General features: G+C 64.8%; 13 protein-coding genes. 4 read left to right on the forward strand and 9 right to left on the reverse strand.

The window, feature by feature from the left end:
- Nucleotides 1–165: 165 nt before the first annotated feature.
- The 5 genes from CSAL_RS12080 to CSAL_RS12100 all read right to left on the reverse strand — a co-directional run bounded on the left by CSAL_RS12080 (nt 166) and on the right by CSAL_RS12100 (nt 5,052).
- A complete protein-coding gene (locus tag CSAL_RS12080) occupies nt 166–1,107 on the reverse strand; it encodes a LysR family transcriptional regulator (RefSeq protein ID WP_011507678.1) in 942 nt (313 codons plus the stop codon).
- A 169-nt stretch (nt 1,108–1,276) separates the two neighbouring features.
- The gene (gene argE, locus CSAL_RS12085) at nt 1,277–2,485 is read right to left on the reverse strand and encodes an acetylornithine deacetylase (protein WP_011507679.1); all 1,209 of its coding nucleotides are present in this window, start codon (nt 2,483–2,485) and stop codon (nt 1,277–1,279) included.
- A gap of 112 nt (nt 2,486–2,597) precedes the next feature.
- Nucleotides 2,598–3,272 (reverse strand): DUF1028 domain-containing protein, encoded by a 675-nt coding sequence (locus CSAL_RS12090; RefSeq protein WP_011507680.1) that lies wholly within the window; start codon nt 3,270–3,272, stop codon nt 2,598–2,600.
- Nucleotides 3,269–3,709 (reverse strand): RidA family protein, encoded by a 441-nt coding sequence (locus CSAL_RS12095; RefSeq protein WP_244846359.1) that lies wholly within the window; start codon nt 3,707–3,709, stop codon nt 3,269–3,271. Before CSAL_RS12095 ends, CSAL_RS12090 begins: the two co-directional genes overlap by 4 nt.
- Nucleotides 3,706–5,052, reverse strand: coding sequence for a flavin-containing monooxygenase (locus tag CSAL_RS12100; protein ID WP_011507682.1), 1,347 nt, complete (start codon nt 5,050–5,052; stop codon nt 3,706–3,708). The genes CSAL_RS12095 and CSAL_RS12100 overlap by 4 nt, the downstream gene beginning before the upstream one ends.
- Nucleotides 5,053–5,301: 249 nt before the next feature.
- Between CSAL_RS12100 and CSAL_RS12105 the strand changes: the two genes are divergently transcribed.
- Nucleotides 5,302–5,898 (forward strand): inorganic diphosphatase, encoded by a 597-nt coding sequence (locus CSAL_RS12105; RefSeq protein ID WP_043558512.1) that lies wholly within the window; start codon nt 5,302–5,304, stop codon nt 5,896–5,898.
- A 124-nt stretch (nt 5,899–6,022) separates the two neighbouring features.
- Here CSAL_RS12105 and CSAL_RS12110 read toward each other — a convergent pair whose 3' ends face one another.
- The 3 genes from CSAL_RS12110 to fadB all read right to left on the reverse strand — a co-directional run bounded on the left by CSAL_RS12110 (nt 6,023) and on the right by fadB (nt 10,242).
- A complete protein-coding gene (locus CSAL_RS12110) occupies nt 6,023–6,625 on the reverse strand; it encodes a Yip1 family protein (protein ID WP_011507684.1) in 603 nt (200 codons plus the stop codon).
- A 229-nt stretch (nt 6,626–6,854) separates the two neighbouring features.
- Complete coding sequence (gene fadA / locus CSAL_RS12115) at nt 6,855–8,033, reverse strand: acetyl-CoA C-acyltransferase FadA (protein ID WP_011507685.1); 1,179 nt, start codon at nt 8,031–8,033, stop codon at nt 6,855–6,857.
- A 25-nt stretch (nt 8,034–8,058) separates the two neighbouring features.
- Nucleotides 8,059–10,242, reverse strand: coding sequence for a fatty acid oxidation complex subunit alpha FadB (gene fadB, locus CSAL_RS12120; RefSeq protein ID WP_011507686.1), 2,184 nt, complete (start codon nt 10,240–10,242; stop codon nt 8,059–8,061).
- A 304-nt stretch (nt 10,243–10,546) separates the two neighbouring features.
- Between fadB and CSAL_RS12125 the strand changes: the two genes are divergently transcribed.
- Both CSAL_RS12125 and slyA read left to right on the forward strand, forming a co-directional pair.
- Nucleotides 10,547–11,677: a DUF5924 family protein gene (locus CSAL_RS12125; RefSeq protein WP_011507687.1), complete on the forward strand. Its 1,131-nt coding sequence runs from the start codon at nt 10,547–10,549 to the stop codon at nt 11,675–11,677.
- Nucleotides 11,678–11,755: 78 nt separating this feature from the next.
- Complete coding sequence (gene slyA / locus CSAL_RS12130; RefSeq protein WP_011507688.1) at nt 11,756–12,205, forward strand: transcriptional regulator SlyA; 450 nt, start codon at nt 11,756–11,758, stop codon at nt 12,203–12,205.
- A 148-nt stretch (nt 12,206–12,353) separates the two neighbouring features.
- Here the strand turns inward: slyA and CSAL_RS12135 are convergent, their stop codons facing one another.
- Nucleotides 12,354–12,854, reverse strand: coding sequence for a hypothetical protein (locus CSAL_RS12135; RefSeq protein ID WP_011507689.1), 501 nt, complete (start codon nt 12,852–12,854; stop codon nt 12,354–12,356).
- A 99-nt stretch (nt 12,855–12,953) separates the two neighbouring features.
- Here CSAL_RS12135 and CSAL_RS12140 point away from each other — a divergent pair, with 99 nt between their 5' ends.
- On the forward strand, nt 12,954–13,409 hold the full coding sequence (locus tag CSAL_RS12140) for a universal stress protein (protein WP_011507690.1): 456 nt from the start codon (nt 12,954–12,956) through the stop codon (nt 13,407–13,409).
- Nucleotides 13,410–13,422: the final 13 nt, after the last annotated feature.

Raw genomic sequence — 13,422 nt, forward strand, 5'->3', positions numbered from 1 at the left:
GGCTGATGAGCACCTTGCGACGATAGCCCTCACTTCCTGATTAAATAAAATATTTTTATTCGAAGAACAGCATCATGAATTTCTATGCAACGCACTGAACGGCCGCCTCCCCTCTGGAAGGCGGCCCATCGAGCGTGAACATGTGCTATGACGCCGGGGAAATTCTCAGGAAGCGGCCAAGCCCTCGTCGAGCTGGGCGAACACCTTGCCGTGAGCCTCGGGGTCACGCGCCAGGCGGTGCATGGCCTCGGCGGCGGGGCTCAGGCGCAATCCACGCAAGCAGGCGATCCCCATGGAGAGCGGGCGCGCTTCGTCGATCAATTGCAGCGGCTTGAGACCACCACCGTCCAGCGATTCCAGCGCCGTAAGCGGCGTGTTGAACAGCGAGAAACCGAAGCCATTGGCGACCAGGCCGCGCATCATGTCCATCGATTTGGCACGGTGGGCGACGATCGGCGACAGGCCATGGTGGGTAAAGATCGACAGAAAATACTCGCGGCTCAGCGGCCAGTCCAGCAGCACCATGGGATAGGCGACCAGCTCTTCCAGCGAGACACTATCGCGTTCGCTCAAGGGATGGTCGGCCGCCACCACGGCATAAGGGGGGAAGCGATAAAGCGGCGTGAAATCGATATCTTCGGGGACTTCGAGATCGTAGGTGAAGGCCAGTTCATAGTCGCCCTGGCCAAGCCCGCGAACGATGTCCACCTGGTTCATTTCATCGCAATAGAGACTCACCGAGGGGTGACGATCGGCGAAGCGACGCAACAGCTGAGGCAAAAATACCGGAGCGAAGGTGGGAAAGGCCACCAGGCGCAACTCGCCGCCGATTTCCTCACCCAGCGACAATGCATATTTCTCGAGCCCCTCCGCATCGCGCAGCAGTTGGCGAGTCCGGCTCAGCAACTGCTTGCCCGAGGGCGTCAGGGACAAACCCTGTGCGTGATGGCGAACGAACAGCTGAAGCCCGGAGATATCCTCGATTTGCTGGATCGCCGCCGAGATCGATGGCTGAGACACATGCAGTTTGCGAGCCGCCTGGGTAACGCTTAACAGCTCCCCGGCGACCACAAAGTAGCGCAGCTGCTTGAGAGTGAATTGACGCATTGACTCGCTACCATCGCTGAAGAATCGGTCCCCCCTACGATAGACGTAGGGAAATCCGACTCAGCATATCAGGTACCGACGTCAAGCGTCCTGACTCCGCCTCTCCGGCAACGGGCCCACGTCGCTCCACATCGCCTCGCGACGGCCAGTGCCCGAATCCGGGCGCGAATCACACCGACGCGGGGCGCGGGAACTGGCCTTCCGCCAGGCGGTGTGCCTCGGGGCCGGCGAGCGTCGCCGCCAGCCGGGTCAGGAACGCTTCGCAGCGGGCCAGTTGATCGCGCGTCACGAATTCATCGGGCTGGTGCCCCTGGTCCATGCTGCCGGGTCCGCAGACCAGGGTCGGGATTCCCAGCTCACGCTGAAAGAGCCCGCCTTCGGTGCCGTAACCGATGCGCGCCAGCCCCCGGTCGTCGAGCAGCGTCATGATGAAGTCCACCAGGGCATGGTCGTCGGCCATCGACAGCCCCGGGTAGTCACCGAGGCGCTCCAGGCGAATGCTCGCCTCGGGCGCGGTCTCGCGCATCTCGGCTTCCAGGGCGGCGGCGACGGCCATCAAGGCGTCGAGCAGCGCCTCGGGATCATCCTCGGGGACGTTGCGGATCTCGATGTCCAGCCGGCAATCCTGCGGCACGATATTGAGTGCAGCGCCGCCCTGGATGGTACCGACCTGCAGCGTGGTGTGGGGTACCGCAAAGCGCTCGTCGAAGGGGCCGTGGCTCGCCTTGGCCGCGGCCGTCTCCTCGACCCAGTTGGCCAGGCGGGCGGCGGCGTGGATGGCATTGACGCCCTGGGGCGCCATGCCGGAGTGGCAAGCCTTGCCACGTACATGCAGCCGCGCCGCCAGCTTGCCCTTGTGCGCGGTGGCCGGGCGCATGGAGGTCGGTTCGCCGACCAGGCAGGCGGCCGGTCGCACCGGCTGATGCGCGAGATCCGCCAGCAGCGTGCGCACGCCCACGCACCCCACCTCCTCGTCATGGGAGAAGGCCAGATGCACGGGCACGGCCAGTTCGGCCTCCACCAGCGCCGGCACGGCGGCCAGCACCACGGCCAGAAACCCTTTCATGTCAGCCGTGCCGCGACCGAACAGGCGCTCGCCCTCGATGCTCAGCCGGAAGGGATCGAAGCGCCAGTCCTGGCCAGTCACCGGCACGGTATCGGTATGCCCGGAGAGCATCACGCCGGGGCGATCCGCCGGCCCGATGGTGGCATAGAGATTGGCCTTTTTGCCGCTTGCGTCGGGCACCCGCCGCGACGCCACGCCGTGGCGAGCCAGGTAGTCCTCGATGAAGGCAATCAGCGCCAGGTTGGAGCGGTGGCTGGTGGTGTCGAAGGCCACCAGTTCGGCAAGCAGGTCGACGACGGTGTCTTGGGACATGGAGACCCCCGGATGGTCAGGGAAGAAAGCAAGGCAGCGACGCGAGACTGAGCCGTCGACACCCCTCGCCTTGTGCAACGGCGATGGTCCAGGCAGGCCTGCCCAGAAGATATCAGCGCTCGTCGCCCGGCACGCCGTAGGACGGCGAGGCATCGGGGCGTGAGGCGCGCAGCACGTAGGCGTCGCGCTGTGGCAGATAGTGCTCCCAGATCATGCGTAGCTCGGCCAACGGAGCGACGTGCCAGTCGACCCGCAGGTCGACCACCGGCCAACTGGCCCGGTCGGTGACCTTGAGCCCCGCCGAGAACACCGGCCCCATCTCACCGCCTGCGGCCAGGCCGGCATCCATGGCAGCCAGCAGGCGCTCGGCGAGCTCACCGTCATGGGCCTCGAACGCAGTGACCATGGCGTCGATCACGCCCTCGTCGGCGAGCATGTTGCCGCCTGCCACGCAGTCCCGCCCTTGTCGGGTGGCATGTATGCCCAGGGTTTCGGCACCGCTGTGCACCGCGCTCGCCCCCTTGGCATCGAGGACCTGCAGTTGGCGCCACTGCGGATAGGTTTCATGCTCGCGAAGACGTGCCATCACGCCCTCGGCGTCGAGCCCCTCCTCCAGCAGTTGCACGCCCAGTTGTCCCAGCGCGGGATTGGTCACGTTCTGCGTCAGGACCGCGCCCTTGCCGGGGGCGATGAAGGGACAACGGCTAGCCACGCAGATGCTCGAGGAACTGATGGCGGTGCCGAACTGACCGGTCTCGCGGCAGAAGCCGGCAATGGAAAAGGTCATGAGCGGTTCTCCTCTTCGTCTGACGCATTCGGTATGACGGCGATGACGTCGATCTCCATCAGCCATTCGGGCTGGGCCAGGCCTGCCACCACCAGACCGGTGGAGATGGGGAAGACGCCCTTGAGCCAATCCCCCACCTCGCGGTAGACCGGCTCGCGGAATCGCGGGTCGGTGATGTAGGTGGTGGTCTTGACGATGTGGCTGAGGTCGGAGCCGGCTTCCTCGAGCAACTGCTTGACGTTCTTCATGGCCTGCTCGGCCTGGGCCCGTGGATCGCCCAGTCCGACCAGCCGTCCCTCGAAGTCGGTCCCCACCTGGCCGCGGACATAAACGGTGTTGCCCGCCTTCACCGCCTGGCAAAGATCGTTGTCCAACGCTTGGTTGGGATAGGTTTCCTGGGTGTTGAACATGCGGATTCGGGTATGCGTCGGCATCATTCGGCCCTCGCGTTGGCGCTGTATGTCAGGGGTGGCGTGGCGGTATCCCGTGGCGCCGTCGATTGCGCTTGCAGGTGATAGTCGAGATACCGGCGCTGTGTGGCGATGTGGTCGGCAATGTGCTTGGCATCGTGCCAGACGCCCCAGATGAAGCTGGACCCCCGACGAGACAGCCACGGCAAGCCCAGGAAGTAGACGCCGGGTTCGGTGGAGACACCGCGCTGATGGTGGGGCTTGCCGTCCGCATCGAAGGCATCGACGTCCAGCCAGCCGTAATCCACCTTGAAGCCGGTGGCCCAGATCATCGCGCTCACGCCGGCCGCCTCCAGGTCGAGCTCTCGCAACGGCTGGCTGACGCATTCGGGATCGGGGGTAATGCGGCGCGCCTCGGGATCTTCGGGCAGGTCGAGACCGTTGCGCGCGATGTAGGCGTCGGCGTCATCCAGCAGCGCACGGAGATTCTCGTCGCCGCGGGCCAGGTTGTCGGCCAAGTCCGGGGCGAAGGTCGCCACGCCGCCGTCGAATGACTGCGTTCTCCCCACCAGCGTCATGCCCCGGTGCGCCAGTTCCCGGAAGTCCACCGTGCGGCCACCGTGGGCGCCACTGACGGCGATGGTGACGTGCTCGGTGCCGGGCTGCATGGCCTCGGCGTCCCACTTGCCGAGCACACCCAGCCACCAGCAGAAGTCGCGCCCGCGATAGGTACGCGGTGGCCGATCATGCGGGCCGACCGAGAGATACACGCGCTTGCCGGCCCGCAACAACTCGTCGGCGATCTGCACGCCGGAGGAGCCGGCACCGACGACCAGTACCGCCCCATCGGGCAGTTGCTCAGGATGACGATACTCGGAGGAATGGAACTGTTTCTGAGGTCCGCTTCGGGGCGCGATGGCGGGGATGACGGGGTGCTGGAAGGGCCCGGTCGCCGCAACCACGCGATTGGCTTCGATCACGCCCCGCGAGGTCTCGACGGTGAATCCCAGGCTGCCCTCGTTGCGCGTCACCCGATGCACGTCCACGCCCGTGCGGATGGGAGCATCTATCTGACGCGCATACGCCTCGAAATAGGCCGCCACACTCTCCTTGGAAGGAAAATCGTCGTCGCCGATACGGGCGTCGACGGCATCGAATGTCAGGTTTGGGAAACGGTCGTGCCAGGCCGGGCCGTTGGCGACCAGCGAGTCCCAGCGCGCCGTGCGCCAGGCCTCGGCGATACGGTGGCGCTCCAGTACGAGATGCGGCACGCCGAGCTTGCCCAGATGCTCGCTCATGGCCACGCCGGCCTGGCCGGCGCCGACCACGAGCGTATCGATATGCAGGTTGTCGAGAGTGAGCGCGGTCATCGGCGGTCTCCTTGTTGTCTTGTGACGACAACCATATGAGCCGCGCTTGGTTAGTTAAAATATATTTATTAACTATTGGGAATCATAAAAACCTATGCAAAGGCGCGCTACCCAGCGTCTCTCTCGCGGCACCTGTCCTGTAGTGCCACGAGCACTGCCGTCGACCACGGGGGGGCGATGTCACGCCTGTGTCATCGTCCGACGGATAGGCTGGGGGCCTCCCTCTTCTCACCCACAGCGCGAGGTCTCATGAACGTCACTGCCCCTTTCCTGATCGCCGCCGGCTTGCTGTTCACCGCGTCCGCCCAGGCGCAGCCGAACGTCTTCGACTATCCGCAGCCCGATGATGCGCCGGACAGCTTCCACGTGGTCAACGAGATCCCCGCCGGGAGCTTCACCAAGTACGAGATCAATGCCGAGCACGGCCAGTTGATCGTCGACCGTTATGTCTCGATGCCGGTCCGCTACCCGGCCAACTACGGCTCCATCACCAGCTCGGCGGGTGGCGATGGCGACCCGCTGGACGCGCTGGTGCTGACCCGCGACAGCATCTATCCCGGTGCCGTGATCGAGGTCCGGGCCATCGGTGTGCTGCGCATGGTCGACGACGGCGAAGCCGACGACAAGATCATCGCCGTCCCCACCGACGCCGTGGATCCCAGCTACGCCGATGTCGAGGGCATCGAGGATCTCCCGGCCATGCAGACCGAGCGGCTCAATGCCTTCTTCCGCGTTTACAAGGACCTGCCGGAGGGCGGCGATATCGAATTGAACGGCTTCGGCGATGCCGGCGAGGCGCGTGACATCCTCTCCCGAGCCTTTGACGCCTACCAGGCCCAGCAGTAACGAAGACCGATCCTGAAAGACCAACGGCGCCCCGTGGGGCGCCGTTGGCATTTGCTTCGAACGTGCATTCCAGAGTGCTTCACTAATAGAGGCTTACGGCTCGACATGCCCCCTGGGCGATTCGCTACAGATCGATGCCCAGCAACTTGGCGCCGTACCCCCACAGCAGTACGGTCACAGCCAGCAGCGCCTCGAGTACCAGCACGCCGATGCCAAGCGTCGAGCCGGTGACGATGAACCCCTCTTCCGCGCCGATGTCGAGGAAGTTGGGAATCCCCAGATACAGCAGATAGGCGCTGTAACAGAGCCCGACGATGATCGCCAGCAAGCACAACCAGACCAGCGGATAAAGCGCGACGATTCCGCCGACGAACATCGGCGTCGCGACGTATCCGGCGAAGATGATGCAGCGTCGACGACTCGGCGGATTGGAATAGCGTTGCGCCATCCAGTGAATCACCGAGCCCATGAAGCCTACCGCTACCAGAATCGCGACATAGAAGGCGACCCCCGCAAAGAAGGCATCCAGATAGTTGAGCTGGATGGTGTGTCCACCCCCGAAATCCCAGCCGACCTGGGTGGTGCCGATGAAGGCGCACACCACCGGGATCAACGCCATTTCCAGGACGTGATGGCTGTAGAGATGAGTGATGGTCTCCCTCTCGTCGTGGATCTGCTTCCATTCACGGTTCGGGTGCACCAACAGTCCCCAAACGTGCGTGAGCATAGACAACACCTCCCAATCGCCGATAGTCGCATTCCGTCGCGACTCACGTCAGGAACCGATGAGCCGTCGACGCCCTATCAGTATAGTCGGCATTTCGCTAGTTAATCGCGGTTTTACTCATTGAAACGCGGCCTCGCCACTGCCTCTGCCGCATGCCCAGGACGTAAAAAAGCGACACCCAAGGCGGGTGTCGCTTTGCTATCGCGCGATGAGCGGAAGGCGTGACGCGTTACTTCAGACGCTCGAACACGGTCGCCACGCCCTGGCCCATGCCGATGCACATGGTCGCCAGGCCCAGGGTGGTGTCCTGCTGACGCATGACGTTGAGCAGCGTGGTGCAGATGCGAGCCCCGGAGCAGCCCAGCGGGTGGCCCAGGGCGATGGCGCCGCCATGCAGGTTGACGGCGTCGTCCATGCGCTCGCGCAGGCCGAGATCCTTGAGCACGGGAATCGATTGCGCGGCGAACGCCTCGTTGAGCTCGACCGTCTGGATGTCGTCGATGGCCAGTCCCGCACTCTTGAGCGCCTTCTGCGTCGCCGGCACCGGGCCGTACCCCATGATCGAGGCGTCACAGCCGGCGACGCCCGTGGAGACCACCCGGGCCAGCGGCTCGAGTCCCAGTGCCTGGGCACGCTCGTAGCTCATCACCGCCAGCGCCGAGGCGCCCACGGACAATGCCGAGGACGTGCCCGCCGTGACCGTGCCTCCCTTGGGATCGAAGACCGGCTTGAGCTTGCCCATGTCTTCCAGGTTGGCGTCTTGACGAATCACCTCGTCGCGATCGATCAGGCGCAGGAAGCCATCCGCATCGTGCCCTTCGACGCCGACGATCTCGTTGTCGAAGTAGCCGTTCTCGTTGGCGGCCTGCGCGCGCTGATGCGAGCGCACGCCGAACGCATCCTGCTCCTCGCGGCCGACGCCGTGCATCTTGCCCAGCAGCTCGGCGGTCAGCCCCATCATCATGGCGGCCTTGGCGGCGTACTTGCTGGCTGCCGGGTTGACGTCGACGCCGTGCGTCATGGGCACGTGCTCCATGTGCTCGACGCCGCCGATGATGTAGAAGTCGCCCATGCCGGCCTTGATGTTGGCCGTGGCGATGTGCAGCGCGCTCATCGACGAACCGCACAGGCGATTGACCGTCTGTGCCGGCACCGTACGGGGAATGCCGGTCATGATCGCGGCATTGCGCGCGATGTTCATGGACTGCTCGAGGGTCTGATTGACGCACCCCCAGATCACGTCGTCGACCTCGGCGGGGACCAGGTTGGCGTTGCGATCGAACAGTGCCTGCATCACCGCGGCGGAGAGGTTTTCGGCACGTACGTTGCGGAAAGCGCCGTGCTTGGCCTTGGCCATGGCGGTCCGGACGGCATCGACCACCACGATATCTCTGGGATTCAAACTCATGTCGGGCTCCTCGTTGCGTGGTGGCTCAGTGGTCGGATTCGGACGTCGCGGGGTAGAAACGTTCCCCCTTGGCCGCCATGTCGCGCAGCCGCTCGGTGGGGCGATACAGCGGCCCCAGCTCGTCGGCCAGCGCCTCGGCCTGGGAAACGAACGCCTCGACGCCCAGGGCGTCGATGTAGCGCAGCGCCCCACCCCGGAACGGCGGGAAGCCGATGCCGTAGATCAGCGCCATGTCCGCCTCGGCGGGCGTCGCCACGATGCCGTCTTCCAGGCAGCGCACGGCCTCCATGCACAGCGGCACCATCATGCGCGCGACGATCTCGTCGTCACTGAACTCGCGGCGCGTGTCGACGCCTTCATCGACCAGCGCATGCGCCTGCTCATCGGAGACTTTCTTGGGCTTGCCCTTCTTGTCCTCCTCGTAGCGGTAGAACCCCTTGCCGTTCTTCTGGCCCAGGCGGTCCTCGTCGTACATGCGCTGAATCGCCGTCTTGCCACCGTTTCTGGCTTCCTGCGCCATGCGATCGGGAAAGCCTTCCGCCATCACCGACTGGGCGTGCACGGCGGTGTCCATGCCCACGACATCCAGCAGATAGGCCGGGCCCATCGGCCAGCCGAAGCCTTCCATGACCTTGTCGACGCGCTCGAAGTCCGCGCCCTGCTCGACCAGCTGGCTGAAGCCGCCGAAATAGGGAAACAGCACGCGATTGACCAGGAAACCCGGGCAGTCGTTGACCACGATAGGGGTCTTGCCCATCTGACGGGCGTACGCCACAGTCGCGGCCACGGCGGCGTCGCTGGTCTTCTCGCCGCGAATGACCTCGACCAGCGGCATGCGATGCACGGGGTTGAAGAAGTGCATGCCGCAGAAGTTCTCGGGACGCTTGAGGTTGGCCGCCAGCCGGTCGATGGAGATCGTCGAGGTGTTCGAGGTCAGCGTGGCATTGTCGTCGAGCAGTCCCTCGACCTCGGCCAGCACGGCCTCCTTGACCTTCGGGTTCTCGACCACGGCCTCGACCACCAGATCGACATCGCCGAAGTCCCCGTAGGACAGCGTGGGGCGAATGTTGCAGAGCGCCTCGGCGACCTGCTCATTGCTCAATCGACCGCGCTCGAGCTGCTTGCCGAGCAGCTTGCGCGCTTCCTTCAGGCCCAGCTGCAGCGCCTCTTCCTTGATGTCCTTCATCAGGATCGGAGTGCCCTTGTAGGCGCTCTGGTAGGCGATGCCGCCGCCCATGATGCCGGCCCCCAGCACCGCCGTCTTGTTCACGGCCGCGGCTTGCATGGCGTACTGCTTGCCTTTCTTCTTGACCAGCTGATCGTTGAGGAACAGCCCCACCAGGTGGTAGCAGACATCGGTCTTGGCGAGCTTGGCGAAGGCCTTGGCCTCGATGGCCTGCGCGCGCTCGCGCTCCTCGCCGGCGCCCTTCTGGATGACCTTGATCGCCTCGATGGGCGCCGGATAGTGCGGCCCGGCCTTGCCCGCCACGTAGCCCTTGGCGGTCTCGAAGACCATCATCTGTTCGATGGCATTGAGCATGAGCGGGGATTGCTTGAGGCGGCGACGTGCCCGGTGGTCGAGCTCGCCGGCATTGGCGCGCGTCAGCAGGTCCACGGCCGCATTCATCAGCGCATCGCCCGAGACCACGGCATCCACCGCGCCGACCTTGAGGGCGTCGTCGGCGCGGTTTTCCGAGCCACCGGCGATCCACTCGATGGCGTTGTCCGCCCCGATCAAGCGCGGCAGGCGCACGCAGCCGCCCCAGCCCGGCAGGATCCCCAGCTTGGTCTCGGGCAGGCCCAGCTTGGCGTTGTCGCTCATGACGCGGAAATCGCACGCCAGGGTGATTTCGCAGCCGCCCCCGAGCGCCAGGCCGTTGATCGCCGCCACGCTGGGATAAGGCAGATCCTCCAGGGTATTGAAGATACGGTGCACGCGCGTGTTCATGTCGACCAGGAAGGCTTCGTCGCGCGTGAACATGCCGTGAAATTCGGTGATGTCGGCCCCGACGATGAAGGCATCCTTGGCGCTGGCGATGACCAGGCCCTTGACGCCCGCTGCCTGGTCGAGGGCTGCCAGGGCCGCCTCGAACTCCTCGATCGTCTTGCTCGAGAGCGTGTTGACGGATTCGCCTTGCGCATCGAAGGTCAGCGTGGCGATGCCGTCATCGCGCTGCACCACCGTGATGGCGTTACCTTGATAAATCATTCAGGGCTCTCCCTGCTGTTGGCCTGGACCTCACGATTCACGAAGAAGACAGGCGCCGGGCTCGCGCGTGGCGCTGCTTCCCGCCCACTTTCATACAATCGTTTGAATGTCTGGCAGCTTGCGCCAGCCGAGCGATGGCGTCAAGCCCTCCTGCCTTAGCGAATGGTCGCGTTGAAACACGTCGCGCCGAGACAGCTCCCCGTGACGGCGGACTCCTGATAGGATAGGCGCCTTCACGACGCCTCGACCATCGCGCATCGTCACGCCCTGTCTCGACACACTGGTATCGGAACACCGCCCCTTCATGTCCTTGCCTACTAGTGCCACGCTGATCGCTCGCCTCACGCCGTTCATCGAACGCCTCAAGCGCTATTTCTGGCTCTGGCCGCCGACGGCGTTCGTGATCGGGCTGCTGGGCTTTTTCCTCGTCAACCGTCAGCAGTGGCTGGGCGCGGTCCTGGCCCTGGGGCTTCTGTTCGCCTGGTGCCTGCTGCTCGCCGAAAGCCTGTTGACCCGCCTGCTCGCCCGGCGCGGCCAGACCGGGCTACCGCGCATGGTGACCACCTTCATTGCGCAGCTGATCCACCAGGAGACCCTGTTCTTCACGCTGCCGTTCTTCCTCGCCACCACGGTATGGGCCAGCGGCCAGGCGGTATTCACGCTGCTGCTGATCGGCTGCGGTCTGCTGGCGATTCTCGATCCGCTGTATTTCGGTCTGGCACAACGCCATCGCTGGCTGTATTTCATGTTCCATGCGTTGTGCGTGTTCGTGGTGGTGCTGGTGACATTGCCGATCATGCTGCATCTGACCACCGGCCAGAGCCTGCTGCTGGCGATCGTCGCCATGGCGATCTTCAGCGTGCCCAGCCTGATCAACCTGATGCAGCCGCAGGGGCTCTGGCGCTGGCTGGCGATGTTCGGCTTGATCGTGGTGCTGTCCGCGACCGCCTGGATGGGGCGAGTGTGGATTCCGCCGGCCACGCTATGGCTCTCCGGCAGCGCCCTCTCGCCGAGCTTCGATGTCGAGGCCCGCGAACCGCGCGGCGAAAGCGTGCTGACCCCATCGACACTCTCGGGGCAAGGCTTGTACGCTTACACCGCGATCCGCGCGCCACGTGGCCTGCGCGAGAAGATTTACCATGTCTGGCGTCACGATGGCGAAGTGGTCGATCGCATACCGCTGATCATCCGGGGCGGACGCGAACAGGGCTATCGCGCCTGGACGCACAAGCAGAACTTCCCCTCGGCATCGCAAGGTCGCTGGCAGATCGACGTCATGACCGCCACCGGCCAGCGCATCGGCACGCTGCGTTTTCGTGTCGACGAAGACGCCTCGAAGGCCACTCAGGCCGACGGCGACATTCATTCACCCCCGGGATTGCCAGGCTGGAACATCCGTCACCTGGTCGCTGGCGCGAACCGGGACGATGAATGAAGGTCGACGATAGTGTGACTTGCAATAGCGCGTCCCACTCGGGACAATCCCGTTAGGTTCCTAACCAATACAAGGCCCATGCATCAGGATATCGGACTCAAACTGTCGCGCGTACCACGCCTGTGGCGCGCCATCCTCGACGAACGCCTCGCTCCCCTGGAGCTGACGCAAACTCGTTGGGTGACGCTCTATCACCTGTCGAAAATGGGTGATGGCCAGCCACAATGCGATCTGGCCCGCTCGATCGGGGTCGAGGCACCTTCCCTGGTCAGGACGCTCGATCAGTTGACCGAGCAAGGGCTGATCGAACGCCGCCCCAGCGATGAGGATCGCCGCACCAAGCGTGTCTACCTCACCGCCAAGGCGACGCCGTTGCTCAAGAAGATCGAGACCGTGGTCGAACAGGCGCGGGTCGAGATGCTCGAGGGCGTGAGCGATGAAGACGTCGACAAGCTGGACGCCATCCTCTCCTGCATCGAGCGCAATGGGCAGCGACTGCAGTCGCGCGGCCCCTGCGACGATGAGTGACTCGAATCCCGCGGGTCGCTAGCCGCCTTCCGCGGCGGCGGCTCTCCCGGGCGTCGCGCCGGTTGCACACCCGGGCTCTGGACGCCCAGGTCGCCACGCAAGAGCGGCGAGCACGGGTCCTTCCCGCACGGGCCTGTCCCGTACCTGCCTAGCCGGCATGACGCCCACTGCCGGCCAGGTCATCGACCAGCCCCGTCAACGCCCGCAGCGCGGGCGCGAAGCTCTCGGCGTCCTGCGACTCCTCCCACCACAGGGTCACGCCCTTGGATGTCGATTCCACCACGCACGCGTCCTCGGGCAACACCGCCAGCACCGCTTCCAGCCGCTGCAACGCGGCCGCGTTCAACGGCGGCAGCGGTGCCTGACGCCAGCGCCATCCCGACATGGCTTCCTCCAGGCGGTCACTGGCATGCGCCTCGCGCACGAGGGTGAAGTCGCTGCCCGGCGCGGCCTGCGGGTAGCGCCAGCGGTATCCCACCATGTCTCGCGCCTCCTGCAGCGGCGCCTTGTCGAAGCGCAGCGCCGCCCCCGCCTCGCGAGCCGCCTGGCGCAAGCCACTGCGTCGCGTTTCGTGGCGGCTCGGCCTCAGCCACAGCGCGGGCGAGAGAATCGCGAACACCGCCAGCCCCAGGAACAGAAAGATTTCCAAACGTGCCTCCACATGTGCACTGATTGATTTGAAGCATTGTTTCGTCGTTTCGGCGCGCCTAAAGTAGAAGCGTTCATCGACAAGGTGGGAGATGCCCCCATGAGTAACGAGTACACACACGTCTTAGTCGCCGTCGATCTGACCAAGGATTCGAACAAGGTGCTCGAGCGTGCCATTCCCATCGCCGAGCGTAATCACGCCAAGCTTTCGGTCATGCATACGCTCGAACCGCTGGGCTTCGCCTATGGGGGCGATATCCCCATGGATTTGACCAGCATTCAGGATCAGCTCGACGAGCACGCCAAGCAGCGCCTGGCGGAGATCGCCGATCCCCACGGCATCCTCTCGGAGAACCAGCACGTCGTGGTCGGCATGCCGGATACCGAGATTCACCGTTTCGCCGCCGAGCACGATGTCGACTTGATCGTGGTCGGCTCGCACGGACGCCACGGGTTCGCCCTGCTGCTCGGTTCGACCTCCACCGGCGTGCTGCACGGCGCGCAATGCGACGTGCTCGCGGTACGCGTCGGCAAGGACGGCGAAGTCGACGAATGATCGCGCCGCGCCG

This window comes from Chromohalobacter israelensis DSM 3043 (assembly GCF_000055785.1).
Classification (GTDB): Bacteria; Pseudomonadota; Gammaproteobacteria; order Pseudomonadales; family Halomonadaceae; genus Chromohalobacter; species Chromohalobacter israelensis.

What these genes read in the sequence shown, in the direction of transcription:
- slyA (WP_011507688.1), top strand. Translation starts at nt 11,756, where the DNA reads ATGCATCAGGATATCGGACTCAAACTGTCGCGCGTACCACGCCTGTGG.
- fadA (WP_011507685.1), bottom strand. Translation starts at nt 8,033, where the DNA reads ATGAGTTTGAATCCCAGAGATATCGTGGTGGTCGATGCCGTCCGGACC.
- fadB (WP_011507686.1), bottom strand. Translation starts at nt 10,242, where the DNA reads ATGATTTATCAAGGTAACGCCATCACGGTGGTGCAGCGCGATGACGGC.
- CSAL_RS12080 (WP_011507678.1), bottom strand. Translation starts at nt 1,107, where the DNA reads ATGCGTCAATTCACTCTCAAGCAGCTGCGCTACTTTGTGGTCGCCGGG.
- CSAL_RS12095 (WP_244846359.1), bottom strand. Translation starts at nt 3,709, where the DNA reads ATGATGCCGACGCATACCCGAATCCGCATGTTCAACACCCAGGAAACC.
- CSAL_RS12090 (WP_011507680.1), bottom strand. Translation starts at nt 3,272, where the DNA reads ATGACCTTTTCCATTGCCGGCTTCTGCCGCGAGACCGGTCAGTTCGGC.
- CSAL_RS12105 (WP_043558512.1), top strand. Translation starts at nt 5,302, where the DNA reads ATGAACGTCACTGCCCCTTTCCTGATCGCCGCCGGCTTGCTGTTCACC.
- argE (WP_011507679.1), bottom strand. Translation starts at nt 2,485, where the DNA reads ATGTCCCAAGACACCGTCGTCGACCTGCTTGCCGAACTGGTGGCCTTC.
- CSAL_RS12140 (WP_011507690.1), top strand. Translation starts at nt 12,954, where the DNA reads ATGAGTAACGAGTACACACACGTCTTAGTCGCCGTCGATCTGACCAAG.
- CSAL_RS12110 (WP_011507684.1), bottom strand. Translation starts at nt 6,625, where the DNA reads ATGCTCACGCACGTTTGGGGACTGTTGGTGCACCCGAACCGTGAATGG.
- CSAL_RS12100 (WP_011507682.1), bottom strand. Translation starts at nt 5,052, where the DNA reads ATGACCGCGCTCACTCTCGACAACCTGCATATCGATACGCTCGTGGTC.
- CSAL_RS12125 (WP_011507687.1), top strand. Translation starts at nt 10,547, where the DNA reads ATGTCCTTGCCTACTAGTGCCACGCTGATCGCTCGCCTCACGCCGTTC.